The organism is Lactococcus allomyrinae, from assembly GCF_003627095.1.
GTDB lineage: Bacteria > Bacillota > Bacilli > Lactobacillales > Streptococcaceae > Lactococcus > Lactococcus allomyrinae.
Map to the genome: position 1 here is coordinate 2,553,589 of NZ_CP032627.1, position 25,985 is coordinate 2,579,573.

At 37.3% G+C, this 25,985-nt stretch carries 23 protein-coding genes; 19 read left to right on the top strand and 4 right to left on the bottom strand.

All coding sequences use genetic code 11. From position 1 onward, the window contains the following. Positions 1-12: 12 nt before the first annotated feature. The 8 genes from D7I46_RS12225 (at position 13) to recA (ending at position 11,480) form a co-directional block, all read left to right on the top strand. Positions 13-1,065, top strand: a complete 1,053-nt coding sequence (locus D7I46_RS12225) for an ABC transporter ATP-binding protein (protein WP_120773122.1) — start codon at positions 13-15, stop codon at positions 1,063-1,065. Continuing rightward, a complete protein-coding gene (locus D7I46_RS12230) occupies positions 1,065-2,003 on the top strand; it encodes an ABC transporter ATP-binding protein (protein ID WP_162930908.1) in 939 nt (312 codons plus the stop codon). Before D7I46_RS12225 ends, D7I46_RS12230 begins: the two co-directional genes overlap by 1 nt. 571 nt (positions 2,004-2,574) lie before the next feature. Next, entirely contained in the window at positions 2,575-4,146 is a 1,572-nt protein-coding gene (locus D7I46_RS12235) for a peptide chain release factor 3 (RefSeq protein WP_120773124.1), read from the top strand. Between the two features lie 307 nt (positions 4,147-4,453). Next, positions 4,454-6,088, top strand: coding sequence for a degradosome RNA helicase CshA (gene cshA / locus D7I46_RS12240; RefSeq protein ID WP_120773125.1), 1,635 nt, complete (start codon positions 4,454-4,456; stop codon positions 6,086-6,088). Between the two features lie 126 nt (positions 6,089-6,214). Further along, positions 6,215-7,126 (top strand): GTPase Era, encoded by a 912-nt coding sequence (gene era, locus D7I46_RS12245; RefSeq protein ID WP_120773381.1) that lies wholly within the window; start codon positions 6,215-6,217, stop codon positions 7,124-7,126. A 150-nt stretch (positions 7,127-7,276) separates the two neighbouring features. Then, positions 7,277-8,869 (top strand): asparagine synthase B, encoded by a 1,593-nt coding sequence (asnB, locus tag D7I46_RS12250; RefSeq protein WP_120773126.1) that lies wholly within the window; start codon positions 7,277-7,279, stop codon positions 8,867-8,869. Positions 8,870-9,089: 220 nt separating this feature from the next. Continuing rightward, positions 9,090-9,911 (top strand): DNA-formamidopyrimidine glycosylase, encoded by an 822-nt coding sequence (gene mutM / locus D7I46_RS12255; RefSeq protein ID WP_120773127.1) that lies wholly within the window; start codon positions 9,090-9,092, stop codon positions 9,909-9,911. 408 nt (positions 9,912-10,319) lie between these two features. After that, positions 10,320-11,480, top strand: coding sequence for a recombinase RecA (gene recA / locus D7I46_RS12260; protein ID WP_120773128.1), 1,161 nt, complete (start codon positions 10,320-10,322; stop codon positions 11,478-11,480). Between the two features lie 27 nt (positions 11,481-11,507). Here the strand turns inward: recA and D7I46_RS12265 are convergent, their stop codons facing one another. Then, positions 11,508-12,881, bottom strand: a complete 1,374-nt coding sequence (locus D7I46_RS12265) for an amino acid permease (RefSeq protein ID WP_120773129.1) — start codon at positions 12,879-12,881, stop codon at positions 11,508-11,510. Positions 12,882-12,902: 21 nt separating this feature from the next. After that, positions 12,903-14,291 carry an amino acid permease gene (locus tag D7I46_RS12270; RefSeq protein WP_120773130.1) on the bottom strand — a complete coding sequence of 463 codons (1,389 nt, stop codon included), beginning with the start codon at positions 14,289-14,291 and terminating at the stop codon, positions 12,903-12,905. Between the two features lie 530 nt (positions 14,292-14,821). Between D7I46_RS12270 and D7I46_RS12275 the strand changes: the two genes are divergently transcribed. The 3 genes from D7I46_RS12275 (at position 14,822) to D7I46_RS12285 (ending at position 16,441) form a co-directional block, all read left to right on the top strand. Further along, complete coding sequence (locus D7I46_RS12275; RefSeq protein WP_120773131.1) at positions 14,822-15,205, top strand: YlbF family regulator; 384 nt, start codon at positions 14,822-14,824, stop codon at positions 15,203-15,205. After that, positions 15,192-15,503, top strand: a complete 312-nt coding sequence (locus D7I46_RS12280) for a YlbG family protein (protein WP_120773132.1) — start codon at positions 15,192-15,194, stop codon at positions 15,501-15,503. Before D7I46_RS12275 ends, D7I46_RS12280 begins: the two co-directional genes overlap by 14 nt. A gap of 419 nt (positions 15,504-15,922) precedes the next feature. Continuing rightward, on the top strand, positions 15,923-16,441 hold the full coding sequence (locus D7I46_RS12285; protein ID WP_120773133.1) for a DsbA family protein: 519 nt from the start codon (positions 15,923-15,925) through the stop codon (positions 16,439-16,441). A 155-nt stretch (positions 16,442-16,596) separates the two neighbouring features. On the opposite strand, the gene D7I46_RS12290 is transcribed toward D7I46_RS12285, so the two are convergent. After that, a complete protein-coding gene (locus tag D7I46_RS12290) occupies positions 16,597-17,190 on the bottom strand; it encodes a CYTH domain-containing protein (RefSeq protein ID WP_120773134.1) in 594 nt (197 codons plus the stop codon). A 569-nt stretch (positions 17,191-17,759) separates the two neighbouring features. Here D7I46_RS12290 and D7I46_RS12295 point away from each other — a divergent pair. Genes D7I46_RS12295 through D7I46_RS12305 form a run of 3 tightly spaced genes read left to right on the top strand, consistent with a single transcriptional unit; the run spans position 17,760 to position 20,099 of the window. Then, complete coding sequence (locus D7I46_RS12295; protein ID WP_120773135.1) at positions 17,760-18,419, top strand: GTP pyrophosphokinase; 660 nt, start codon at positions 17,760-17,762, stop codon at positions 18,417-18,419. Further along, positions 18,406-19,218, top strand: a complete 813-nt coding sequence (locus D7I46_RS12300; protein ID WP_120773136.1) for an NAD kinase — start codon at positions 18,406-18,408, stop codon at positions 19,216-19,218. Before D7I46_RS12295 ends, D7I46_RS12300 begins: the two co-directional genes overlap by 14 nt. After that, positions 19,218-20,099 carry an RluA family pseudouridine synthase gene (locus D7I46_RS12305; RefSeq protein ID WP_120773137.1) on the top strand — a complete coding sequence of 294 codons (882 nt, stop codon included), beginning with the start codon at positions 19,218-19,220 and terminating at the stop codon, positions 20,097-20,099. The genes D7I46_RS12300 and D7I46_RS12305 overlap by 1 nt, the downstream gene beginning before the upstream one ends. Before the next feature lie 151 nt (positions 20,100-20,250). On the opposite strand, the gene D7I46_RS12310 is transcribed toward D7I46_RS12305, so the two are convergent. Continuing rightward, positions 20,251-21,081, bottom strand: a complete 831-nt coding sequence (locus D7I46_RS12310) for a peptidylprolyl isomerase (RefSeq protein ID WP_120773138.1) — start codon at positions 21,079-21,081, stop codon at positions 20,251-20,253. A 385-nt stretch (positions 21,082-21,466) separates the two neighbouring features. On the opposite strand from D7I46_RS12310, the gene D7I46_RS12315 reads away from it, so the two are divergent. The 5 genes from D7I46_RS12315 to D7I46_RS12340 all read left to right on the top strand — a co-directional run bounded on the left by D7I46_RS12315 (position 21,467) and on the right by D7I46_RS12340 (position 25,725). Beyond that, a complete protein-coding gene (locus D7I46_RS12315) occupies positions 21,467-22,105 on the top strand; it encodes an amino acid ABC transporter permease (RefSeq protein WP_120773139.1) in 639 nt (212 codons plus the stop codon). Between the two features lie 28 nt (positions 22,106-22,133). Then, positions 22,134-22,769 (top strand): amino acid ABC transporter ATP-binding protein, encoded by a 636-nt coding sequence (locus D7I46_RS12320; protein ID WP_120773140.1) that lies wholly within the window; start codon positions 22,134-22,136, stop codon positions 22,767-22,769. 217 nt (positions 22,770-22,986) lie between these two features. Further along, positions 22,987-23,817: an amino acid ABC transporter substrate-binding protein gene (locus tag D7I46_RS12325; RefSeq protein ID WP_120773141.1), complete on the top strand. Its 831-nt coding sequence runs from the start codon at positions 22,987-22,989 to the stop codon at positions 23,815-23,817. Positions 23,818-23,905: 88 nt separating this feature from the next. Next, on the top strand, positions 23,906-24,931 hold the full coding sequence (locus D7I46_RS12330; RefSeq protein WP_120773142.1) for a M20/M25/M40 family metallo-hydrolase: 1,026 nt from the start codon (positions 23,906-23,908) through the stop codon (positions 24,929-24,931). Between the two features lie 65 nt (positions 24,932-24,996). Beyond that, entirely contained in the window at positions 24,997-25,725 is a 729-nt protein-coding gene (locus D7I46_RS12340) for a histidine racemase CntK family protein (protein ID WP_162930909.1), read from the top strand. Positions 25,726-25,985 lie beyond the last annotated feature (260 nt).

The window sequence follows — 25,985 nt, forward strand, 5'->3', positions numbered from 1 at the left end:
GGAGAATGAGAAATGTCTGAAGAAACAATCTTAGAAGTAAAAAATTTACATGTAAACTTTAAAACATATGCTGGACAAGTTAAGGCTATTCGTGATGTATCTTTTAGTTTAGAAAAAGGTCAAACCTTGGCTATCGTTGGTGAATCGGGTTCTGGGAAATCTGTAACGACTAAAACCTTGATGGGTTTGAATGCACCAAATGCTGAAATCCCTGAAGGACAATTACTTTACAAAGGTAAAGACCTTCTTAAAAATACAGAGAAAGAATGGCAAGCGCTTCGTGGAAATGAAATATCAATGATTTTCCAAGACCCCATGACTTCTCTTGACCCAACAATGAAAATTGGGAAACAAATCGCTGAACCTTTGTTGAAGCACAATAAAGGAATGAGCAAAAAAGATGCTTTAGCACGTGCGTTGGAACTGATGAAGCAAGTTGGTATTCCTAAAGCAGAAGAACATATTAATGATTATCCACACCAATGGTCAGGTGGGATGCGTCAACGTGCGGTTATCGCAATTGCACTTGCAGCGGATCCAGAAATTTTGATTGCAGATGAGCCTACTACAGCACTTGATGTGACAATTCAAGCACAAATCATGCATATGATGGCTGAATTGCAAGCACGTATTAAATCATCTATTGTGTTCATCACTCATGACCTTGGAGTTGTAGCTGGATTTGCACACAAAGTTGCGGTAATGTATGCAGGGGAAATTGTAGAATATGGGACGGTTGAGGAAATCTTCTACAATCCGCAACATCCTTATACATGGGGATTATTGGACTCTATGCCTACAGTAGAAACAGATGTTGACCGTTTGGTTTCTATTCCAGGGACACCTCCTGACCTGCTCAATCCTCCGAAAGGGGATGCTTTTGCAGCGCGGAATAAATATGCTCTTGATATTGATTTTGAAGAAGAACCTCCATTTTTTGAAGTATCCCCTACGCATTTTGCGAAAACATGGTTGCTTGATGAACGAGCACCAAAGGTTGACCCTTCTGATAATATTAAAGCGCGTTGGGCGCGCTGGGCTAAGATTTCAGGAGGTGCGGAATAATGGCTGAAGATAAAAAAGTATTGGTTGAGCTCAAGAATCTTGACTTGACTTTTAACAAAGGAAAACGTAACGCAAATAAAGCGATAAATGATGTTTCGTTCCATATCTATGAAGGAGAAACATTTGGTCTTGTTGGCGAATCTGGTTCGGGTAAAACGACGATTGGTCGAGCAATCTTAAAACTTTATGATAAAGATATTACTGGTGGAGATATTCTTTTCAACGGAACAGATGTCCGAAACCTTAAAGGACAAGAGCTTAGAGATTTTCGTTCGCAAGCACAAATGATTTTCCAAGACCCACAAGCTTCCTTAAATGGTCGTTTGCGGATTAAAGATGTTGTTGCTGAAGGAATTGATGTGAATGGTTTGGCTAAAGATGAAGCAGACCGTACAAGACAAGTTGAAGAACTATTGAAACTGGTTGGTTTGAATCGAGACCATTTGACGCGTTATCCACATGAGTTTTCTGGTGGACAACGTCAACGGATTGGGATTGCGCGTGCTTTGGCCGTAAAACCTAAGTTTATTGTTGCGGATGAACCTATTTCTGCCCTTGACGTGTCTATTCAAGCACAAGTTGTCAACTTGATGAAAGACATTCAAGCGAAAGAAAACTTGACTTATCTTTTCATCGCTCATGATTTGTCGATGGTAAAATACATTTCTGACCGTATTGGTGTTATGCATTGGGGTAAAATTTTGGAAATTGGGACTTCTGATCAGGTCTATAATCACCCTATCCATCCTTATACGAAGAGTTTGTTGAGTTCTATTCCTGCACCAGATCCAATTTCTGAACGTGGCCGGACACCGATTGTCTATGACCCTACTACTGAGCTAGATGGTCAAGAGCGTGAAATGCGTGAGATTGAGCCGGGGCATTTCGTCTTTTCTACAGAAGCTGAGGCTGCTGAGTATAAGAATAACCTTATTTAATAAGCTATTTAATTTATCTCTTTAGTATTTACTAAAAGATAAACTAAACCTCTGGGAGTGGGGGTTTATAGATAGATATGGTGTCCAAGCTGCACCCTAAAATCGGCTATTTAAGTTTTCCGAGTCTGTCGTAGCTGACAGGCTCATTTTTTGTGGTAATAAATTTAAGCAAAAATATGCTATAAAATTAGCTGGAATTTTGATATAATTGACGGGACAGAATTTTTTAATCAATTAAATGTTTTTAGTTATTATGCTTGTTTCATTTTAAAATTTGTCAGGATTTTGCGCTTACTTATTTTATCTTCTGTTCGTGCTGAAGTGGGAATTGAAATAATTAAAAAGGATAGAGTGAGATAGCATGGAGATGGTGAATCATAAGGAGAGTGTTAGCAGAATATGTATTGAGGTACTGATTTTGCGTTGTGAAATTTGAGTGTGATTAAATGTATATAAGAATAGATAAAAATGATTATCATTTAATATAAAACTATCTGAGGGAGTATTCCGATGTAGAGAATAATAAAGATTCTATGAAAATAAATACAAGAGAAAGTTTAGATGATTTAAAATGAATGTAGCAGAAGAAATAAAAAAACGGCGCACCTTTGCGATTATTAGTCACCCGGATGCTGGTAAAACAACGATTACTGAGCAATTGTTGAAGTTTGGTGGTGCCATTCGTGAAGCGGGAACTGTTAAGGCGCGTAAGACTGGTAATTTTGCTAAGTCTGACTGGATGGATATTGAGAAAGAGCGGGGAATTTCGGTTACTTCATCTGTCATGCAGTTTGATTATGCGGGTAAAAGAGTTAATATTTTGGATACTCCGGGGCATGAGGACTTTTCAGAAGATACTTATCGAACTCTGATGGCAGTGGATGCTGCTGTGATGGTCATTGATAGTGCAAAAGGGATTGAGGCACAAACTAAAAAGCTTTTCCAAGTTGTGAAACGTCGTGGTATTCCTGTTTTTACTTTTATTAATAAGCTTGACCGAGATGGTCGTGAGCCGTTGGATTTACTTTCTGAGTTGGAGGAAATTCTTGGGATTGCTTCTGTGCCAATGAATTGGCCGATTGGAATGGGGAAAAATTTCCAAGGGTTGTATGATTTTACGCATGGTCGGGTTGAAGTTTATCAACCTGACGATGGTGAGCGCTTTGTCGAATTTGATGCTAATGGGGAAGTACCTAGTAGCCATCCGTTGACGAAGAATCCATTTTTTACTCAGGCTTTGGAAGATGCTGAGCTACTTTTAGATGCTGGAAATCAATTTGAGGCAGAGAAAGTTATTGCTGGACAGTTGACTCCTGTGTTTTTTGGTTCGGCGTTAACAAGTTTTGGTGTGCAGACTTTCTTGGAAACTTTCTTGGAATATGCCCCTGAGCCACACTCACATAAAACAGTAGATGATGAAGAAATTGAGCCTTTAAATCCTGATTTTTCTGGATTCATTTTCAAAATTCAGGCAAATATGGATCCACGACATCGTGACCGTATTGCTTTTGTACGGATTGTGTCAGGTGAATTTGAACGTGGAATGGATGTGAACTTAGTTCGGACGGGAAAAAAGGTGAAGCTATCTAATGTCACACAGTTCATGGCAGAGACTCGTGAAAATGTTGAAAATGCGGTGGCTGGTGATATTATTGGGGTTTATGATACAGGAACTTATCAGGTTGGCGATACATTGACAACAGGTAAGTTGAAAAAGGCTTTTGAGCCTTTGCCAACGTTTACTCCAGAACTTTTCATGCGTGTTCAGGCTAAAAATGTGATGAAGCAGAAGTCGTTTCAAAAGGGGATTGAGCAACTTGTGCAAGAGGGTGCCATCCAGCTTTACAGAAGCTTTACGACTGGTGATATCATGCTGGGAGCTGTCGGACAATTGCAGTTTGAAGTATTTAAAGACCGAATGGAACGTGAATATAATGCTGAAACGGTGATGACACCAATGGGTGCTAAGACAGTGCGCTGGATTAAAGAGGAAGATTTAGATGAAAAAATGTCTAGTTCACGCAACATTTTGGCACGTGACCGCTTTGGTCATCCACTTTTCTTGTTTGAGAATGAATTTGCAATGCGTTGGTTCAAGGATAAGTACCCTGATGTTGAGTTGATGGAACAGTTTTCAGTTTGAGTTTTGAAGTGACAGTTTTATCAATAAGGGAATTAGACTAAAAATGTGTGTTTACTGAGTTAAAAAAATTCTTGTCAGTACTGACAGGAATTTTTTGTATACCATTTTTTCTGTCAGTGCTGACAGAAAGTGATTAGTGAAAAAAATTTCAAAAAAATAAATACCGTAAGCATTTTCAGATGAAAAAGTATGCTATAATAGATAAGTTACGTCAGGCGGGTCACACAAATTTCGCCTGTATCAAGCATTTCGGATGCTGTAATAGAAGAATTGTCGGAAGACAAAATTTAGAAATATAGGTGAAAATTTGAAATTTAGTGAACTCGGCCTGTCAGAAGGTATCGTAAATACACTTACAGAAATAGGCTATGAACAGCCAACTCCAATCCAAGAGCAAACGATTCAGCTCACACTTGCGGGTCGTGATGTGATTGGTCAAGCTCAAACAGGGACAGGAAAAACAGCGGCTTTTGGTCTGCCAACGATTGAAAAAATCAATCCTGAGAACCCAGCTGTTCAAGCACTTGTTATTGCTCCTACGCGCGAACTTGCTGTGCAAGGTCAGGAAGAACTTTTCCGCTTCGGGAAATCAAAAGGACTTAAAGTTCGTACTGTTTTTGGTGGTTCAAGTATTGAAAAACAAATCAAAGCACTCAAGTCTGGTGCGCATATCGTAGTTGGAACACCTGGACGTTTGGTGGATTTAATTAAACGTAAAGCTTTGAAAATTGACCACATCAGCACTTTGGTTTTGGACGAAGCGGACGAAATGTTGAATATGGGATTTTTGGAAGATATTGAATTTATCTTGTCAAATACGCCAGCTGATCGTCAAACCTTGCTTTTCTCAGCAACGATGCCCGCGGATATCAAGAAAATCGGTGTGAAATTCATGAAAAATCCTGAGCATATCAAAATTGCAGCGAAGGAAATGACAGCTGACCGTATTGATCAATATTTTATCAAAACAAAAGAATTTGAAAAATTTGATATTTTGACACGCTTGTTAGATGTGGAACGTCCTGAACTTGCGATTGTTTTTGGACGGACAAAACGTCGTGTAGATGAGTTGATTCGTGGACTTAAACTGCGTGGCTATCGTGCTGAGGGTATTCATGGTGATTTGGATCAGAATAAACGTCTTGCTGTTTTACGTGATTTTAAAGCAGGACACATTGACGTTTTGGTAGCAACAGACGTGGCGGCACGTGGACTTGATATTTCAGGTGTGACGCACGTTTACAACTATGATATTACTCAGGACCAAGAAAGCTACGTTCACCGGATTGGTCGTACTGGTCGTGCTGGTAAATCTGGTCGTTCAGTAACTTTTGTGTCTTATAACGAAATGGGTTACCTACGTGCCATTGAAAAGTTGACCAACAAAGAAATGAAAGGCTTGAAACCACCAACAAAAGAGGAAGCTTACCGTGCTTCGTTGGCTGTTGCAATGGATGATGTTTTGCGTGATTTGACAGATGAATCTGCAAAAACTGCTCTTCGAAAATTTGACAAGCAAGCAGAGAAGTTGTTGGAACAATTTGATGCTAAAGAATTGGTATCCTTGCTACTTCAAGGTCGAGTGAAAGACCCAGATAATCAAGAAGAAGTGAAAATTACGGCTGAACGTCCATTACCATTTAACGGTGAAGGTCAAGGCTTTAAGAAAAAAGGCAAAGGTGGCGGCCGTTATAAGGGTAGAGGAAATGGTGATCGTGAAGGTAACCGAGGTGGCTACCGTGGCGGAAATCGCGATGGTGAACGTGGTGGTGATCGTAAACGCTGGAGTCGTGATCGTGATGAAAATCGCGGTGGTTACCGAGGAAAACGCGATGACCGTCGCTTTGATGACCGCAAACAAGGCGAAAAAACACCTCGTAAGCGGACAACGGGCACTGAAAAGGCAGCTGGCTTCGTGATGCGCAGTCGTGGCGATAAATAAATTCAAGAATAAATCTGTCAGTATACTGACAGATTTTTTAAGCTCTGACTACTGCTGATAGAAGCATATGATGATATTTTGAGGACGCTTCTTGACGGTAACGTCCACTTCTTGTATAATAGCGCTATGACAAATAACAAATTTAAATCAGGTTTTGTGGCGATTTTAGGTCGTCCAAATGTGGGGAAATCTACATTTATGAATCACGTGATGGGGCAGAAAATTGCCATCATGTCAGATAAACCACAGACAACGAGAAATAAAATCCAAGGGATTTATACGACAGAAAATGAACAAATCATTTTTATTGATACGCCAGGAATTCATAAACCGCATAATGCACTAGGCGATTTTATGGTGCAGTCTGCTTATTCTACTTTGCGTGAATGCGATGTGGTTTTATTTATGGTAGCCGCCGATGAACCAAGATCTACTGGGGAAAACATGATTATTGAACGTCTGAAAAAAGCAGAAGTTCCAGTCGTTTTGGTCGTTAATAAGATTGATAAAGTGCATCCTGATCGACTTTTTGAGATTGTCAGCGATTATACGTCACAAATGGAATTTGCAGAAGTTGTGCCCATTTCCGCGAAAATGGGTAATAACACTGACCGACTTTTGTCAACACTTACAGAAAAATTGGAAGAAGGACCACAATACTTCCCAGAAGACCAAATTACTGACCATCCAGAGCGTTTTTTGGTCAGTGAGATGATTCGTGAGAAAATCTTGCTTTTGACGCGTGAGGAAGTGCCACATAGTATTGCTGTGACTACAGATCAGATGACGCGTGACATTGATACTGGAAAAATCCATATCATGGCAACAATTATTGTGGAGCGCAAGTCTCAAAAAGGGATTATTCTTGGCAAAGGTGGCGATATGATCCGCAAAATCGGTAAAATGGCACGACGTGATATTGAGATTATGCTTGGCGACAAGGTTTATCTCGAAACTTGGGTCAAAATCAAAAACGACTGGCGTGATCGTAAGATGGATTTGGCTGACTTTGGCTATAACAAAGACGACTATATGTGAAAACGAAAAAGTGGTAAATCAAGGCTGTCAGTGTACTGACAGTTTTTTCAGTGCTGACGGATATTGATTTAATAGTCAGTTTTACATTTTTTATGAATTTTTCTGATAATTGTGATATAATATTGAAAATTATGATTATTGGGGGAAATTATGTGCGGATTTTTATTTATGGGAACATCTGATTTGGCGATAGCGGAGTTTAAAGCAAATTTGCAATTGATAGAGCATCGTGGGCCAGATGATCAACAGCACGTCCGTGATACACTGGGAAATGATTTTGGTTTTCATCGTCTGTCGATTATGGATTTGTCGGTATGTGGTAGGCAACCATTTGGCTTGAACGGCAAGCGATTGATGTGTAATGGTGAAATTTATAACTTTATTATTTTACGAAAGTTTTTAGAAACTCAAGGTTATGAGTTTGCTGGAAATTCAGACTGTGAAGTGTTGATTCCATTGTTTGAAACACAAGGGATTGAAAACATGGTGAAAATGTTAGATGCAGAATTTGCCTTTGTGTTAGTTGATGAAAATACGGGTGAAACTTTTGCGGCACGTGATCCGTTTGGGATTCGCCCAATGTTTTACGGCTATGCCAAAGAAACAGGAAAGATTTGTTTTGCCTCAGAGGCTAAAGCGCTTGTAAAATCTTGCCGTGAGGTTTCACCATTTCCGCCAGGATATTATTATGCAAATGATGAGTTTTATGTGTATCATGATATTTCAGCAGTGAAACAGATGGTAGAAGAACCTCTTGCAGAGATTTCAGGGCATATTCGTAGAAAATTAGAACGTGCAGTAAAAAAACGGCTACACGCTGATGCACCGATGGGATATTTATTGTCTGGTGGTCTTGATTCATCCTTGGTTTGTGCGATTGCCGCTAGGGAATTGGAGCAGCCGATTAAAACTTTTGCAATCGGGATGGAAACTGACCCTATTGATTTGAAATATGCGCGTGAGGTGGCTGATTTCTTGAGGACAGACCACACAGAAGTTTTAATGACAAAAGATGATGTACTTGGTGCACTTCGTGATGTCATTTGGCACTTGGAAACATGGGATATTACAACGATTCGTGCTTCCATTGGGATGTATTTGATTTGTAAATACATCCGTGAGAATACAGATTTGAAAGTGCTGATGACTGGCGAAGTTTCAGATGAAATGTTTGGCTATAAATATACAGACTTTGCACCAAATGCGAACGAATTTCAAAATGAAGCATCTAAAAGAGTTCACGAGCTTTATATGTATGATGTTTTGCGTGCTGACCGTTGTTTGGCGGCACATTCACTTGAAGCGCGTGTACCGTTTGCAGATTTGGATTTTGCAAACTATGTGATGTCTATTAATCCACAACGTAAACTCAACACCTATGGTAAAGGGAAATATTTGCTGCGCCATGCTTTTGAGGGGACAGAGCTTTTGCCAGATGAGATTTTATTCCGCGAAAAAGCTGCTTTTTCAGATGCCGTTGGTCATTCAATGGTTGATTATTTGAAAGAATTTGCAGAAAATAAATACACTGATGAAGAATTAGCTGCGGCTAAAGAAAAGTACCCTTCGCACACACCTTTTACTAAAGAATCACTACTTTATCGTGATATTTTTGAAGAATTTTATCCTGGATACGATGGTTGGATTGTTGACTTCTGGATGCCAAATTCAAAATGGGTAGGTGAGGAAGTGAAAGATCCCTCAGCACGTGTTTTGTCAAATTATGGAGACTCTGGCAAGTAGCTAAGAACAAGGGATGCGGTTAATTCGTGATATAAATGTTAAAATGATTACTGACAGATATTCTGTCAGTAATTTTGATTTCTGTCAGTGCTGACCTTTAGGTTGAAAGTTAGTATTTACAATTGCGACGAATTGAAAGAGTTACAGAAATTTAAAATGTGAATATTGTACTAGAATATCAATGGAGAAGGGAGTCCTGCTCGTCAGGAAAAATTGAATTATGCCAGAATTACCAGAAGTTGAAAATGTCCGTCAAGGCTTGGAGCGTATCGTAGTGGGTAAAAAAATTCAGTCAGTAGAATCAAACTATCCACGCATGATTTTGACAGGTTTTGATGATTTAAAAACTAAATTAACCCATCATGTGATTACGGGAGTTACGAGAAGAGGGAAATATTTAATCTTTGAGTTTGACGATGAATTTCGATTAATTTCACATTTACGAATGGAAGGAAAATATCGATTGATTGGACTTGAAGAACCGATTGAAAAGCATGACCATATTGCCGTAAAATTTACTGATAGCCAATTAATTTATGCTGATGTAAGAAAATTCGGGACATGGGAGCTGATAAGCGCTGACAAACTTTCGGGTTATTTTGTCAGTAAAAAAATAGGGCCAGAGCCAACTTATGAAGCTTTTGACGAATCCATTTTCTTAAAAAAACTGCAACATTCGACAAAGAAAATAAAGCCCTATCTCTTAGAACAGACACTTGTAGCGGGACTTGGCAATATCTATGTAGATGAAGTCTTGTGGCGGGCAAAGATTCACCCAGAAACAATAGCGAAAGTGCTGACAAAAACGCAAATCCACCTCCTACACGATGAAATCATTGAGCTTTTGGGACAGGCAGTGGCACTTGGCGGCTCAACAGTTCGAACTTATGCTAACGCACTAGGTAAATCGGGGACAATGCAAGAAGAGTTGAAAGTCTATGGTAAGACAGGTGAACCTTGTGTACGCTGCGGTACACCGATTGAGAAAATCAAGGTAGGAGGTCGTGGGACACACTTTTGCCCAACTTGTCAAAAACAATAAGCACTGACGGTATTCTGTCAGTATACTTATAAAAAACATAAAATATTTTGATTAAAAATTAAAAGAATAAGTGACAAAGTTCAATAAAAAACGTATAAAATAATAGCGCTAGGGACTTATAAAAAATCGTGAAAAATGCTATAATTAGACGGTAAGTTGTTTCATATTTTGTTGATGTACCACATAGAGATTTGCGATAAAAAAGTGAACCTTGTGTTGTCCTTGAACATAAGCTATAAAGCCCCCAGTGTAACAACTAGGCGATCCACAGACGAAGTGAAACTTTGGAGCAGGGTCGCACTAATTAAGAAGTATGACTGCTTAACGACACCTGCTGACTAAAAGGCTGTTTAAAAAAGTAGAACTGACTTCACAAGTTGAACAAAAAAGAAGAGATGGAGATAAATTTTGGCAACAAAGAAAAAAACAAATTTTGATGATATTACCAAGAAATACGGAGCAGAGCGAGATAAAGCATTAGCTGATGCACTTGCATTGATTGAGAAAGATTTTGGGAAAGGCTCACTCATGCGTCTCGGAGAAGCAGCTAATCAAAAAGTATCAGTCGTAAGCTCAGGTTCACTTGCACTTGACATTGCACTTGGTGCTGGTGGATATCCTAAAGGACGTATCATCGAAATCTATGGTCCAGAATCATCTGGTAAAACGACCGTCGCGCTCCATGCTGTTGCAGCTGTTCAAAAAGAGGGCGGTATTGCGGCCTATATCGATGCAGAAAATGCACTTGATCCAGAATATGCAAAAGCACTTGGAGTTAATATTGATGAACTCTTGCTCTCACAACCAGACTTTGGTGAACAAGGTCTTCAAATTGCTGAAAAACTGATTACATCAGGAGCAGTTGATCTTGTTGTTATCGACTCAGTTGCAGCACTCGTTCCCAAAGCTGAAATTGATGGAGAAATTGGTGATAGTTCAGTTGGTTTACAAGCTCGTATGATGTCTCAAGCGATGCGTAAACTTGCAGGACACATCAACAAAACAAAAACAACGGCAATTTTTATCAACCAATTGCGTGAAAAAGTAGGTGTGATGTTTGGTTCACCTGAGACAACGCCTGGTGGACGCGCGCTCAAGTTCTATGCATCAGTTCGTCTTGACGTTCGTGGCTCGACAAAAATTGAGGAAGGAACGGGAGATAACAAAACGGCGCTTGGTAAAATCACAAAGATTAAAGTTGTCAAAAATAAAGTTGCTCCACCATTTAAAACGGCACTTGTCGACATTATGTTTGGTGAAGGAATTTCAAAGACAGGGGAGTTGCTGACTATTGCAGTAGATGAAGGAATCATCAAAAAATCGGGAGCATGGTTCGCCTATAATGATGAAAAAATCGGTCAAGGAGCTGAAAAAGCTAAGGGATATCTCAAAGAACATCAGGAAGTCTTTGATGAGATTGACCACAAAATTCGCGTTGCGCATGGACTTCTCGGAGAGACTGCAGAAACTATAGTGGATGAAGCAGCAGCCAAAGCAAAAAAGACAACAAAAGCTAAAAAAGAAGAAATTCAAGAACCAGAAGAAATCGAACTTGAGCTTGAAGATTAATCAAAACAACAAACAAAAAACAGTTGGTTATCCAACTGTTTTTGCTTTTCTAAATGTAGTGATAAGTCCAAAAACAACAATCCAAATGACTGAACCAATTGCTGGAACAAGTGTCTCCTTAAAGAAGAAAAGAGAGATAAAGATGAGTCCAAAACCAAGTATTGCAATAGGAACTAGGACTTTTGCCCCTGGAAGTATAAATCCTTTAGGATCAAAATCAGGAGATTTCCTAAATTTGAGATAAGCCACTAAAGTCATAAGATAGACGACCAAAAAAAGATTAGTCGCAACGCTTGTGATGAACACAAAACCATTAGAAACGGCAGGAATCATTGAAATGAAAGGAGTTAAAAAGATGAGTAATGATGTGAAAAATAGTGCATTTATAGGAATTCCAGATTTTGAGAATTTTGTAAATGGTTTTAAGATTTTATCACCATTGATTGTTGAGAGTGAGTAAAGATTACGAGTTGTTGAAAATAAAGCAGAGTTTAAAGCAGAAGCCGCTGAAGTTAGGACAACGAAATTAATTAGAGCAGCTGCCCATTTAATCCCAATAAGCTCGAAAATCATAACAAATGGTGACTTATCAGCAGGAATATCTTGCCAACGATAAATACTCATGATTGCAAGTAAGGCACCGACGTAAAATAAAATAATGCGCAGTGGAATCTGGTTAATTGCTTTTTTGAGTGTTGGTTTGGGATTGGCAGTTTCAGCGGCAGTCATTCCGATGAATTCCATAGCTACAAAGGCAAACATTACCATTTGGAAACTTTCAAAAAATTTGGAAATTCCATTGGGGAAGAGATGAAAATTGTGGGTAATATTTGTTAAACTAACCGTATTTGAACCTGTATGATAATGACTAAAAATCAAAATAATAGCGGTCAAAATTAAACCAATAATTGCTACAATCTTAATCATCCCAAACCAGAACTCTGTTTCCCCAAAAAACTTAGAATTAAGTGTATTGAGTGCAGTTAACAGAGCCAAAACGAAAACTTCACTCAACCAAATGGGAAACTGAGGCAACCAGAAGTTGATATAAGTTCCAATCGCTGTTAGTTCTGCCATAGCCATGAAAATGACGACAAGCCAGTAAGACCACTGGATGAAATAACCAGGCTTTCCTCCCAGGTATCGAGAAACAAAGTTCAAAAATGAGTGTTGACTGGGGTCTTGATAAAGCATTTCTCCAATTGCACGTAAAAGTACAAACATTAATGCACCAATGATAAGGTAAACAAAGATAATTGAAGGTCCAGTCAAGCTGATAGATTTTCCAGCACCTAAAAATAGACCTGTACCGATTGTTCCAGCAATCGCTATTAATTGGATATGTCGATTTTGGAGTCCTCGGTTTGGTGTTTGTGTTTCCGTATTTTCATTTATTTTCATAATGTATTTATTATAGTCCTTTTATGAAAGATTTTCAGGATTTATTTTTTTAAAGTAAGAAAATAATCCAAAGAGAACTGTCCAGACCACAGCACCAATCGCTGGATAGAGTGTTTCTGAATTGAAAAAGAGTGAAATAAAGACAATAGCAAAAACTAGAACGACTAAAGGAACAGTTATCTTTGCTTTTGGAGTAAGAAAACCATTTGGGTCGAAATCAGATGATTTTCTATATTTCCAAAAACTAAAGACAGTGATGAAATAAACGATAAGAAATAAATTTGTTGTGCATGAAGCTGCGAAATCAAAAGCATTTTTTATCTGAGGGATCAGTGTTAAGATTGGAGCAAAAAGAGCCAATGCACCTGCTAAATAGAGAGCGTTAAGCGGAATACCATGTCTTGAAAGCTTTGTAAAGGCAGTTAAACCACCTCTGTCGTGTTGCTTAGCAAGAGCATACATATTTCTTGTTGCGGAGAAAAGAGAGCTGTTTAGAGCTGATCCTGCGGAAGTAAGGACAACAAAATTAACCAATGCAGCTGCCCACTTTATACCGATAAGTTGGAAAACCATAACAAACGGAGATTTATCTGCTGGGACATTATTCCAGTCAAAAATTGCCATAATTGCAAGTAAAGCGCCAACATAGAAAATAAGGATACGGATTGGGATTTGGTTAATGGCGCGTGGTAATGTTTTTCTAGGATTGACTGTTTCAGCGGCAGTCATCCCAATAAATTCCATTGAGGTAAAAGCGAACATTACCATTTGTAAAGCACCGATAAAATTCCAAACGCCGCGTGGGAAAAGTTGGAAACCATTTAAAATATTGGCAAATGATACTGTGCCATGTATGGTAGCATGATGAATCGTTGTTGTATAGCTAAATTGGCTAATCATTAATATAATTGCGGTAACAATCATCCCTAAAATGGCTGCAACTTTAATGATAGCAAACCAAAATTCTGTTTCACCAAAAAATCTAGCATTGAGTGTATTAAGACTAAAAAGTAGGGCTAACATGACGACTTCAATCAACCATAAAGGAATTTGTGGTAGCCAAAATTGAACGTAAGTTCCAATTGCTGTAAGCTCTGAAATACAAACAAACACAAGAACAAGCCAATAAGACCATTGAGTAAAATAACCAATCCGAGTTCCAGCATATTTGGTAACGAAATTTAGAAATGAGTGCTGGCTAGGATCCTGATAGAGCATTTCACCGATGGTTCGCAAGAAAAAGAACATTGCAATACCAATGATGATATAAGCGAAGATAATACTAGGTCCAGTCATGCGAATTGTTTTTCCAGCACCTAAAAATAGTCCTGTACCTATTGTTCCAGCGATAGCGATAAGTTGAATGTGACGATTCTGCAGTCCACGATTTCCTTCTGTAGTCTGTTCCATAAAATTTTGACTTTCTTTCTTAATTTTCTGACAATTATTAATTAATATAAAAAATAGTATAACATACTCTGTAATATAAGTTCAAGTGCCAAAAAAAGTTTCTGTCAGTACTGACAGAAAACGTTCGGGATTGACAGGCATTGTGAGGGCTACTTTCATTGTAATTGCGCTTAGATCTTGTTATAATTGAATCCTGAACAGTTAACTTTACATCTTGATATAACTGGGTTCGCGACACCAGAAACTAGGAGAAAAGACAAAATGGGGCCTGTTCTACGAGCAGAACCACATTATTCTATCTCCGTGCTTTCGACATTACACTGTCCATTGGCTTATGTGCTAAAGCCCAAAGAGCCAACTGGCATTTCTCTACACTTCTTGACGGTGTTGCTCACATCTTGTAATTGAGTTCGTCTGCTTAGAACTCAGGAAAATAGACAAAAGTCTCCAATGAGCAAAGCCCATCTCCGTCTTTTCCTAATTTTCATGAATTCTGGACAATAAGCCTCACATCTTGATATAATAGAATCATGCTAATCATTGATGAAAATTTACTAGAGATAGATGACTTAATTGACAAATTACTTGTAGAGTTTGCTAAATTTCCCGAAGTTAGGGCGTATAGACAAGCTAAAGTGGATTTTTTGGATGACGAAAAACTCCAAGAAAAAATTGCACTATTAAATGAGAACGCAGATTTCATCACTTTTCGTCCAGAATTAAAAGCTCTGCAAAAAGAGGTTAATGTTGATGATAAGGTTTATGCATTGCGTTTGGCTGAAAATGATATCCAGACCATTCTGTCAGTACTGACAAAAAAAATTACAAGTAGTATTTCTGAAAAAATTATTGTTGATGAAAATTTACCATTGAAAGGAGGCGGACACCGTGGACGACATCATGGAACAGTTTGACAAAAAAGAAATTCGCCCATTAGAAGTGCCAGGACGAATAGCGATATATGTTTATTGTAATTCTTATAAGGGAACTCGCCAGTTAGCAAGATTTGGCGATGTAGCTTATACAAGTCAAAAGGCACATTACAGTTTGCTTTATGTTGATGAAGCACAACTTTCTGAACTCCTCCCAAAATTAGAAGAATTGAAGTTTGTAAAAAAAGTTCGTGTAGGACATCTTAAAGAGATGAATAAAAACTTTTCTGAGGCATTTTTACTGACAAATCAAGAAGTGAAAAAAGAACTTGAGGCATGATTGAGTAGTAAAAAATCTAGACTATGATTAGTATTTATAATGTAAAAAATGAAGCAAGAAAATTATATCTATAAAATACGTTCATTTGTATATCATTTGAGTGTAGGACATTTTTTTGTTAAGATTAGTCAAGTAGGTTGGTTAGTATAGATTACAGAATAATCAACACGAGATGCAAGCTCTGAATGATATAACATTGACAGTATGGTTTGTCATTGTTTTTATCGTGTATATTAGTCTTATTGTTTTTATATCTCTGATGACAATCCATCAGTAATAGAGATTGTATGCTTTAAAAGATTACTTTTAGTGCTGATTTTGCGTGATGAATGAGTGACAAGTAAAATCAAGAAAGTGACACAGCGAAGTAGTTCTTATTTAAAAAACTTAAATAGTATTAGATAACTAAGGAAAAAATTATGTTGGAGATTCATTATTATTTCACTCCTATTTTAGACCATCTGGAGCGATTCGACCAAAACGATTGGCACTTACATCCCATTGTGACCCTGCCTGCTGCAAAAGAATTGCGTGATGTAGAAGATTTACCTAAAAATGTTGCATCGCTTAATGCCTGCCACGACCGTTTACAAAAAATCTCATTAGATTATCTTACTGTCACACTTTATGGACGGAAACAAGGGCGACTGTTTTTGTTGCTCCTTCAAGACTGTTTGTCTGAAATAACGGTATTGGAGTATACTGACCAAATACGTCAAAAGATTTTAAAAAAACTAAACATATCGACGTCAGATTTTATGGAATATCGACAATTTGCAAAAAGGCATTTGTCATTAGACTTAAAAGATTTCAGGGAAAATGATTTTCATGCTTCACCCTCTAGTCTTGTCATTACTGACAAAGAATGTTTACACATGGAAAAATGCTCTCATCTTGCCTTACAAGATTATCTCTATCAAATTGAAAAAACTGCCTAATTAGGCAGTCTTTTTGTGTCACATTAGATTTAAGCGAATCCTTGAATCAGTGAATAAAAGACTTATCAGTATACTGACAGACTTGTTTAATTTACTTATAGCTGATTTTTCTGCAAAAATAGTGATAAAATAGCTGTCAGTAATTTTATGCAAAACTACTTACGCAAATGACGCAAACAATCTAAAAAACGAACGACTTTTGATTTTGAAAAACGATACTCAACACGATTTTTTTCAAGAAAGTCAAAGAAGTCTTTCTTTCCTTGTGTATTATCTTCTACTTCAAGCTCTAATTCGTAATCGGTGTGTCCGAGATAGTCATTCTTATCTAACGCAGCAAGTCCAATGGGAAGTTGCTGCTCATAGCGAATCGTCGTCAGACTACCAATCAGTGTGATTTCTTCTAGATTAATATCGCGCGCGGTAAGCAATTCACAAATTTCACTAAGGTCGGTATCCCCACAAATGATATTTCGCTCACCTAATAATTGTTGTGCTTCTTCAAGAGTAAGAGCAATATTATACTCGATATTTCCAACTTCTTGTGGCACCTTCAATGTCATTTCAGCGGATTTATCAAAAGTCCGAATACGTAAAGCAAGCTTTTTTTTACGTAGTTTAAAATCTTTAGAATCCAAATAATGGTTCGTCTGCCTAACAGGGGTAATATGTGTAAATAGCTTCTTTAACTGGTCATATTCTGCTAAAGAGAGCAGCGATTTATACTCAATCTCCAAGTTCGTACTCATTTTAAATTAATTAATAAAGCTGTTTACTGAGAAACAATTATAGTAAAAACAGCTTTCCTTTCAGATATGTTAAAAATAGATATTAACTAAAAGTATAGCAAAACCTAAGATAGAAGTAAAGTTGAGTAAAAACACCTAAAAAATTCAGAGTTCAAAAAATGTATTTACCAATCATCGCAAGACACGCACTTCGTGCGCCATTCGATTCACACCACAGGTATCTATTCGCTTGCTATTAAGTGTATCTGCGTTAGCAGATTTAGAGGCGGACTAGTATAAATAAAGATAAATATATGATAAAGTAACAACAACTGATGAGAAACAAGATAAGTTATGTTAAAATATTAGATGTAATTAAAGACGGAAAAAATGAAATAAAATCACGAAGTTTCATCTCGCGATAAAGTACAGAATAAACAAAATAAGAAAGGAAAACGCAAGAAAATTACCATGAATTCTTAGGGATTTTTAGAGATGAACTAGTATAAAAAATAGTGTTGGCTGTTATTTGTTTTTCGTATATTGATGTAGAGCGATACATGGAAATATTATTCTTGCATTATAAAATTATGTTTAATTGGGAAGAGTTTCTCGACCCGTATATCCAAACGGTCGGAGAATTGAAAATCAAGTTACGTGGAGTGCGTAAGCAATATTTGAAAAAAGGTCTATATTCACCTATTGAATTCGTTACAGGACGCGTCAAAAGACGTGAATCAATCATCAATAAAGCAAAAATGCGTGGTTATACTAGAGATACTTTATCTGAGATGGAGGATATTGCTGGTATCAGGGTTATGGTGCAGTTTGTTGATGATGTTTGGGATGTGCTTGAACTTTTGCGTAAACGTAAAGATTTCAAAATTGTTGAAGAAAGGGATTATATTAATCACCAAAAAGCTTCAGGTTATCGCTCTTATCATGTCATCATTGAGTATCCGATTGATACGATCGAAGGATTTCAGATTGTGAATGCGGAAATTCAGATTAGAACTTTAGCGATGAATTTTTGGGCAACAATTGAACATTCGCTGAATTACAAGTATGGTGGTTTAATTCCTGATGATGTTAAAGCACGTTTGACAAATGCTGCGAGAGAAGCTGCTCAACTTGATGCGGAAATGGGCGAGATTCGAGAGGATATTCAGGAAGCACAGCTACTCTTTGACCGTCCGCAACAAAAACAAGACTTTAAGAAAGAAAACGGAGAAGATAATGAACTTTGGTAAAAAAATCTGGCTCATCGGAAATTCAAGCGCAAAATCGAAAAAGACGATGGATAAATTGAGCAAGATTTTAAAAGCCGAGCACTTTATTTTTGATGATATTAATCCTGAGATTGTAATCTCTGTAGGTGGTGATGGTACTTTATTACGCGCGATGCATATGTATGAATATCAATTAGATAAAGTACGTTTTTTGGGAGTGCATACAGGGCATTTGGGTTTTTATACTGATTTTACAGACGAAGAGTTATTTGAAGTGGTTGAAGCATTGTACGGAGAAAATCCAGCAAAGGCGATTCGCTATCCTCTAATTAAAGTTCAGGTGAATTTTACAGATGGTTATAAAATTGTCCGTCATGTACTTAACGAATCAACGATCCGCAGAGCAAGTAAGACCATGGTAGTAGATGTACGAATCTCGGATTATTTATTTGAGCGTTTTCGTGGGGATGGTCTATCCATCGCGACACCAACAGGGTCAACGGCTTATAATAAATCAATCGGTGGTGCGGTCATGCATCCAAGAGTAAAAGCGATGCAGATTGCTGAAATTGCAAGTTTGAACAATGTTGTTTACCGCACTCTGGGTTCTCCTATGATTGTCGCTGAAAAAGATACGATAAGGGTGTGCCCTGCACCAGAAGATGATTATAGTTTAACCTTTGACCAGTTGACCTTTGAATATAAAAATATTGAATCAATTGAATATAGTTTGGATGGCACGACAATATCTTTTGCAAACTGTGCACATACTCCATTTTGGGAGCGAGTGAGTAAATCTTTCATCGGGGAGGTTGAATAATGCAATTCGCCTTCACGAATGATATTGAGGGAAGCATGGTCAAATCAATGCTTGGGCGACATGGCGTTTCAAAGAGACTGCTGGCAAAGATAAAGTTTGATGGCGGGTTGATTACGGTCAATGGTGAGGAGCAAAATGCGATTCATAAACTGCATCTTGGAGATGTTGTGACTATTACAACACCCAATGAACCAGACAATGAATTTTTAGTGCCTGATGATATTCCACTAAATATTTTATTTGAAGATGAACACTATTTAGTTGTTGAAAAACCAGCAGGTAAACCTTCAATTACAGGTTCTTTGCATCCTACAGGTGCGATGTCAAATGCTGTCAAAGGATATATTTCCAGACAAAATTATGCGAATCAGACAGTTCATATTATTACACGTCTTGACCGTGATACGAGTGGAATTATGTTTTTTGCCAAACATCGCTATGCTCATGCACTGATGGTACAACATAAGTTTCGTGACACTCTAGAAAAAAGATATTTTGCTCTTGTAAATAGCGAGGGACTTCCCGATTCTGGTGAGATTGACTTACCTATTGGTCGATGTGATGATTCTATCATTAAGCGTCAAGTGAGGAGGGATGAAAAGGCAAAAACAGCGCTGACAAGTTTTATCAGTGCTGACAGAAAAAATAATTTAGCTTTATTAGACATTACGTTGCACACAGGTCGTACCCATCAGATTCGCGTTCATTTTTCTCATCTGGGTTATCCACTTATTGGTGATGATTTGTATGGGGGCAACCATGATTTGCTTGAGCGTCAAGCACTTCATTGTCATCATTTACAGTTTTTACATCCTTTTACTGACGAAATGGTGCATATCGAACTTGATATGCCAGAAGATATGAAAAGATTACTGACATAAATCCTGTCAGTATACTGACAGAACACTCATCAAAGCTGAGCGTTCTCTTATCTACTGATAATGCTCACTTTGGTCGCATTAAACTGACAGAATTTTATAAAAACAAAAAATTACTGACAAGCTTGTCAGTAATTTTTACTTTCTATATGAATTAGAATTTCCAATCTTTGATGATTTTTACACCAGTAATTTTTTCAGGATGAACAGGTGATGATTGTTCACCGCTTGTTGAGTTAGCTTGAACCTCGGCTGAAGCAATCTTGTCCACAACATCCATTCCTGAGATGACTTGTCCAAAGACAGTATAACTACCATCAAGACTAGGATATCCCCCTTTTTTGTAAGCATCAATAATTTTTTGTGGATATTTACTCTTATCTTGAATTTGACTTGTCATGTCTTGTGAATTTTGGACAATGAAAAATTGTGAGCTACTAGAAGTTGGTTGTCCAGTATTAGCAAGAGCTAACGCACCACGAATGTTATAAAGCTGATTTGAAATCTCAGTATCAAAAGGTTTCCCACCAAAAATCGAAGCACTACCCGTTCCTTGATTAGAGGGATCACCTGTTTGAATCATGAAATCCTTAATCACACGGAAAAACTCATTGTTCTTGTAATAGTTATGTTTGGCGAGGACAAGGAAGTTTTGAACTGCATTAGGAGCAATCTTAGGAAAGAGTTTAATGTTAATATTTCCAGCAGTTGTTTGAATCTGCACCTCAGCCTCATCACTTGCTACAGCCGTTGAAAGTTGAGGCAATGCTAGGTCGTTAAGTGCCTTTGTAGAATTCTTAACTGCGGGATGCAAAGTATAATCTGTTGGATAATCAGCAGCTTTAGCAGTCGATTGCGTTGTTTGAGAAGTATTTTTTGAAGAATCAGCAGGTTTTCTATTTGCAGAGTAAATCAAAAATGCGATGGCTGCTACTAAAATAATGCCAAGCAGTCCAAAAATAATAGAAGTTTTTTTCTTATTCATATGAGTATTTTATCATAAAAATAAGTAATTATAAATTTTTATCAAGTTATCTCTTGCAATTTCAAAAGAAAAGGTATAGAATAATAAAAAAACATCGAAAGGAGAATCACAAATGAAAAACTTTACTTCACGTCATCATCATGTGCATAGGTAGAGGTTGTATCATACAAAGGTATAGATACAACTTTTGAGTACGCTCAAGTATCTATGCCGGTGATTCTCAAGAGACCGGTTGTTAAAGACAATCGGTCTTTTTATTTGCTCGTACTCACCTTTGTGAAAGATATTTTTGGCTTAATGCTTAAAATAGTCGTAAAAGCAAAGGTTATTTCTTTAGAAAGATAAGTCTGAAAATTCTTTATTTTCAGTCGAGAAAGGAAACAAAATGTCTTATATTATTGGGATTCTTCCCCAACTTGCTCAGGGATTTATTATCACACTTCAAGTTTTTGTGATTACATTGATTATTTCTATTCCGCTAGGGATCATTTTTGCTTATCTTCTTCGTGTTCCTATCGTAAAATGGATCTTAAATTTTTACATCTGGGTGATGCGTGGTACTCCCTTACTTTTACAAATTATCACAGTCTATTTTGGATTACCCTTGATTGGAATAACGATTACCAATCGTCTGCTATCAGTTTTGATTGCTTTTGTATTAAATTATGCGGCTTATTTCGCTGAAATCTTCCGCGGTGGCATTGGAGCTATTCCAGAGGGACAATACGAAGCAGCTAAAGTATTAAAACTCAGTAAATGGCAAACAACACGGTTGATTATTCTTCCCCAAGTAGTCAAAATCGTTCTCCCTAGTGTAATGAATGAGGTAATTAACCTTGTAAAAGATAGTTCTCTTGTATACGTCGTAGGGATTATGGATGTGACTTTAGCGGCTCAAACAGCAATGAACAGAGATATTACTCTCGTACCGATTTACATTGCAGGGCTTTTCTATCTTGCTTTCAATGGAATCCTTACAATCATTGCTAAAATAACAGAAAAAAGATTTAGTATTTATAAATAATCGTACTCACATCTTTACAGGAGAAATCATGCTAGAAATTAAAAATTTAACAAAAAAATTTGGCGAAAAGAAGATTTTTGAAAATTTTAATCTGACGATTAATGACAATGAAACACTTGTGATTTTGGGACCATCTGGCGGAGGTAAAACAACGTTATTGAGAATGCTCGCTGGTCTCGAAAAAATTGATAGTGGAACCATAAGCTTTAACGATGATGAAGTCACACTTCATCAAGAATATTTTGATAAAAATTTACTAGGCTTCGTATTTCAAGACTTTCAACTCTTTCCACACAAAACGGTCTTAGATAATCTTATCCTAAGTCCCATTTATACACAAAATCAATCTAAAAAAGAAGCAACACAGAAAGCGAAATTTTTGCTAAAAAATTTGGATTTGGAAGGTTTCGAAAAAACTTATCCTTATGCTTTATCTGGTGGGCAAAAACAACGTGTTGCACTTGCTAGAGCGATGATGATTAATCCTAAGATTATAGGTTATGATGAGCCAACAAGTGCTTTAGATTCAGAATTGCGCAATCAAGTTGCCGATTTGATTTTGACAAACAAGCAGGCAGGTGTGACGCAAATTGTCGTAACACATGATGCAGAGTTTGCGGAAAAAATCGCAGATAAAATTCTTAAAGTCAATCCAAGAAATTGAATATTGATCACTAATTGTGTTCGGAGTGTTAAAAGCTAGGCGATTAGATAAATTGGAGAACTGTGCTTTCGCACGAACCGTCTAATTAATTTTCTATCCCCATCCTTTTAGGACTACGCTGTCTACTCTCGCTATGGGTGCTAAAGTGCTAAGGCGAGTAGCAACTTGCTACGCTTTTGGACGAGTGCTCCTCACATCTTAAAGAAAAGGAAAAAATATGAAAAAATTACAAACATTACTTGTTACAGTTATCGCAGTTTTGGCTGTTGTTACACTTTCGGCTTGTTCTCAAGCAAAGGCAAAAAGTTCTAACACTTGGGCGACAGCGGAGAAAACCAAGTCAATCACAATTGGTTTCGATAATACTTTTGTTCCGATGGGATTTAAAGATAAAGATGGAACTTATAAAGGATTTGACATTGACCTTGCGAATGCAGTTTTTAAAAAGTATGGTATAAAGGTGAAATGGCAGCCCATCAACTGGTCAATGAAAGAACAAGAACTAAAAAATGGTAATATTGATCTAATCTGGAACGGTTACTCAGTCACACCAGAGCGCAAAAAGCTTGTACTTTTCTCTAATGTCTATATGGAGGGTGGAGATGTGCTTGTTACTAAAAAATCAAGTGGTATTACATCTGCAAAGGACATGAAAGGAAAAACAGTAGGTGTGCAATCTGGTTCGTCGCAATATCAAGAATTTGAAAGTGAACCAAAAGTTTTAAAGAATAGCGTTTCTGGAAATACAATTTCGCAATATAGTAACTTTGATCAGGGATTTCTTGATTTACAAAATGGTCGAATTAATGCTTTGCTTGTTGATGGTATTTATGCAAACTATTACCTCAAACAAGCTAAACAAACAGATAACTATAATGTTTTTAGCGCTGGTTTTGCTGGAGCTCCAACAGCAGTTGGCGCTAGAAAATCAGATAAAGAACTTATTTCCAAGATTAATCAAGGAATTGCTAGTTTACACAAAACAGGAGAGTTTCAAAAAATATCAGAAAAATGGTTTGGTAAGGATGTTTATCCAAGTTCAAAATAAATTTAATCGGACGAAATTCGAAGCCTAATGCTGCTTTATCCCGCTAAGGATAATAGCACGCACTTGCTTTGAGGAAGAAGTGCTAATCATGAAAATAGAAGAAATTTTGGGAAAACTGGTATCTTTTAATACAGTTAATGATTCAGAAAAAGAAAAGATGTTCGACTTTATTCGAGTTTTTCTAACTGATTATCATTTTAGATTCAAGAATGTCGGCGCCTGTCTTGTGGCAGAACGTGGTAAAAGTAAAATTGGATTTTTAGGTCATACAGATACGGTGCCAGCAAGTGAAAAATGGACGACTAATCCGTGGGAACTTGTCCAAAAGGGAGATAAGCTTTATGGTTTGGGAGTTTGTGATATGAAAAGTGGGATTGCGGCAATGTTATTTGTTGCAAGCCAAACGGAAAAAGCAGTAACATTTTATTTTACCTATGATGAAGAAATTGGATTTGCGGGGATTCGTGATTTAATTGCGGAAGAAGAATTTCCAGAAACCGTAATTATTTGTGAGCCAACAGATGAGCGCGTGTTAAATACAGGGAAAGGACTGTTTGAGTTTAGAGTTGATTTTTCAGGAGTAAGGGTCCATAGTTCGGTTGCTACTGATGATAAAAATGCTATTTTCAGAGCGACAGATTTTATAAATGAGCTTCGTAACTTTAGCGCAGAACTCCGTAAAAGTCAACCCAATCATAATTTTTCAATACCATTTACTAGTATGAATGTTGGGCAGATTTCAGGTGGAGATTCGGTTAATTCTACTGCTGAAAAATGTTGGATAGTTGCAGACTTTAGAACGAATCCAAATGAACATCAAAAAGTAAGAGAGGAGATAAAAAGATTATCAAATGAACAGCCGATAAAACTTACAATTTTAAATGATATTGAACCTTTTGAAAATAAAATTTCAGAGAGGGAGATAGATAGAATATTTGATAGAAATTTTGAGGGTGATGATGGTATGACGGAGGCAAGTTTTCTTCCGCGGACCACAACACGTATCATTTATGGTGCAGGCCCAGACACCTCACACCAAGCAGACGAATATGTTTCACTAGAATCTTTGAAGCGTGTTGCAATTATTTATAAGCAGTTGATTGAGCAAAGTTGATAGTAAGTGATTGATAAAATAGGATTGGTCAGTTAACAGCGCTACTCGTCATAAGGAGTTATACGATGAACTATAATTATCACATTTATCGTCCTTCAGGAAATGATACCGCTCTTGTTGAGGGGAATGACTTTTCCGAAAAAGAACGTCAAGAAATTAATAGAGTGATTATGAGCCAACATCCAAATGTAGAACAAGTTGGATTTATAACGGCTCGTCAACCTCCCAAGCTTTCAATGGCGGGAGGTGAGTTTTGTGGTAACGCAAGTCGCTGCGCAGCATTTTATTATCTAGGAGGTGCAGATGGAGTGCTTGCTTTGGAAGTTTGTGAGGGAAAGCGAAAGGTCAATGTAGGAATGGAGAAAGGACAAGCTTGGTCAGAAATTCCATTGATTGACTCGATTGAAAGGAGTGTGAAAAAACTGACTGATGACCTGTATGAGGTGAAGTTAGAAGGGATTACTCATCTTGTTTCGATAGGATATCCTCAAAATCCAAAACACATGGCGATGAAATTTATTGATAAGTATAAGGAAACTGTAGAAGATTGCTTAGGGGTTATTTTTGTAGAAGATGATGAGATATATCCTGTGGTTTGGGTTAAAAAAATCAATACTCTGTTTTGTGAAACAGCTTGTGGTTCAGGAACAATGGCTGTGGCAATGGTGGAGTATAAAAAGTTTGGGAACTTCGTTGAGTTAGGTTTAAGGCAGCCTTCGGGTAAGTGGATTACTGCTATAATTGATAAGCGAGGCGCTAGAATTTTTGGAGAAGTTGAAGAAATACCTTTATAGATGATTTGTTGTAAACAAAAAAATGATGTTATGGTTTGATTTTCGTGATATGGGGATGATGACTTTGACTCAGAATCTTAGTGTTGCACTGAGAATAAAGTGACAACTGCGGTATTATGAAATCTTCTGGGGTTTTAAAGTGAGATTGTCATAAAACGGTTGATTTGAGACCAAAAGTCATAAAAGTGATAGAATATATAAGTCATACTAACGAAATTTAATGGTTGGTGATAGAAAAATTAATATGTAGGAAAATATTT

Coding starts and splice junctions, on each gene's coding strand:
- D7I46_RS12225 (WP_120773122.1), top strand. CDS start 13: ATGTCTGAAGAAACAATCTTAGAAGTAAAAAATTTACATGTAAACTTT.
- D7I46_RS12230 (WP_162930908.1), top strand. CDS start 1,065: ATGGCTGAAGATAAAAAAGTATTGGTTGAGCTCAAGAATCTTGACTTG.
- D7I46_RS12235 (WP_120773124.1), top strand. CDS start 2,575: ATGAATGTAGCAGAAGAAATAAAAAAACGGCGCACCTTTGCGATTATT.
- era (WP_120773381.1), top strand. CDS start 6,215: ATGACAAATAACAAATTTAAATCAGGTTTTGTGGCGATTTTAGGTCGT.
- asnB (WP_120773126.1), top strand. CDS start 7,277: ATGTGCGGATTTTTATTTATGGGAACATCTGATTTGGCGATAGCGGAG.
- mutM (WP_120773127.1), top strand. CDS start 9,090: ATGCCAGAATTACCAGAAGTTGAAAATGTCCGTCAAGGCTTGGAGCGT.
- D7I46_RS12265 (WP_120773129.1), bottom strand. CDS start 12,881: ATGAAAATAAATGAAAATACGGAAACACAAACACCAAACCGAGGACTC.
- D7I46_RS12270 (WP_120773130.1), bottom strand. CDS start 14,291: ATGGAACAGACTACAGAAGGAAATCGTGGACTGCAGAATCGTCACATT.
- D7I46_RS12275 (WP_120773131.1), top strand. CDS start 14,822: ATGCTAATCATTGATGAAAATTTACTAGAGATAGATGACTTAATTGAC.
- D7I46_RS12280 (WP_120773132.1), top strand. CDS start 15,192: ATGGAACAGTTTGACAAAAAAGAAATTCGCCCATTAGAAGTGCCAGGA.
- D7I46_RS12285 (WP_120773133.1), top strand. CDS start 15,923: ATGTTGGAGATTCATTATTATTTCACTCCTATTTTAGACCATCTGGAG.
- D7I46_RS12290 (WP_120773134.1), bottom strand. CDS start 17,190: ATGAGTACGAACTTGGAGATTGAGTATAAATCGCTGCTCTCTTTAGCA.
- D7I46_RS12295 (WP_120773135.1), top strand. CDS start 17,760: ATGTTTAATTGGGAAGAGTTTCTCGACCCGTATATCCAAACGGTCGGA.
- D7I46_RS12300 (WP_120773136.1), top strand. CDS start 18,406: ATGAACTTTGGTAAAAAAATCTGGCTCATCGGAAATTCAAGCGCAAAA.
- D7I46_RS12305 (WP_120773137.1), top strand. CDS start 19,218: ATGCAATTCGCCTTCACGAATGATATTGAGGGAAGCATGGTCAAATCA.
- D7I46_RS12310 (WP_120773138.1), bottom strand. CDS start 21,081: ATGAATAAGAAAAAAACTTCTATTATTTTTGGACTGCTTGGCATTATT.
- D7I46_RS12315 (WP_120773139.1), top strand. CDS start 21,467: ATGTCTTATATTATTGGGATTCTTCCCCAACTTGCTCAGGGATTTATT.
- D7I46_RS12320 (WP_120773140.1), top strand. CDS start 22,134: ATGCTAGAAATTAAAAATTTAACAAAAAAATTTGGCGAAAAGAAGATT.
- D7I46_RS12325 (WP_120773141.1), top strand. CDS start 22,987: ATGAAAAAATTACAAACATTACTTGTTACAGTTATCGCAGTTTTGGCT.
- D7I46_RS12330 (WP_120773142.1), top strand. CDS start 23,906: ATGAAAATAGAAGAAATTTTGGGAAAACTGGTATCTTTTAATACAGTT.
- D7I46_RS12340 (WP_162930909.1), top strand. CDS start 24,997: ATGAACTATAATTATCACATTTATCGTCCTTCAGGAAATGATACCGCT.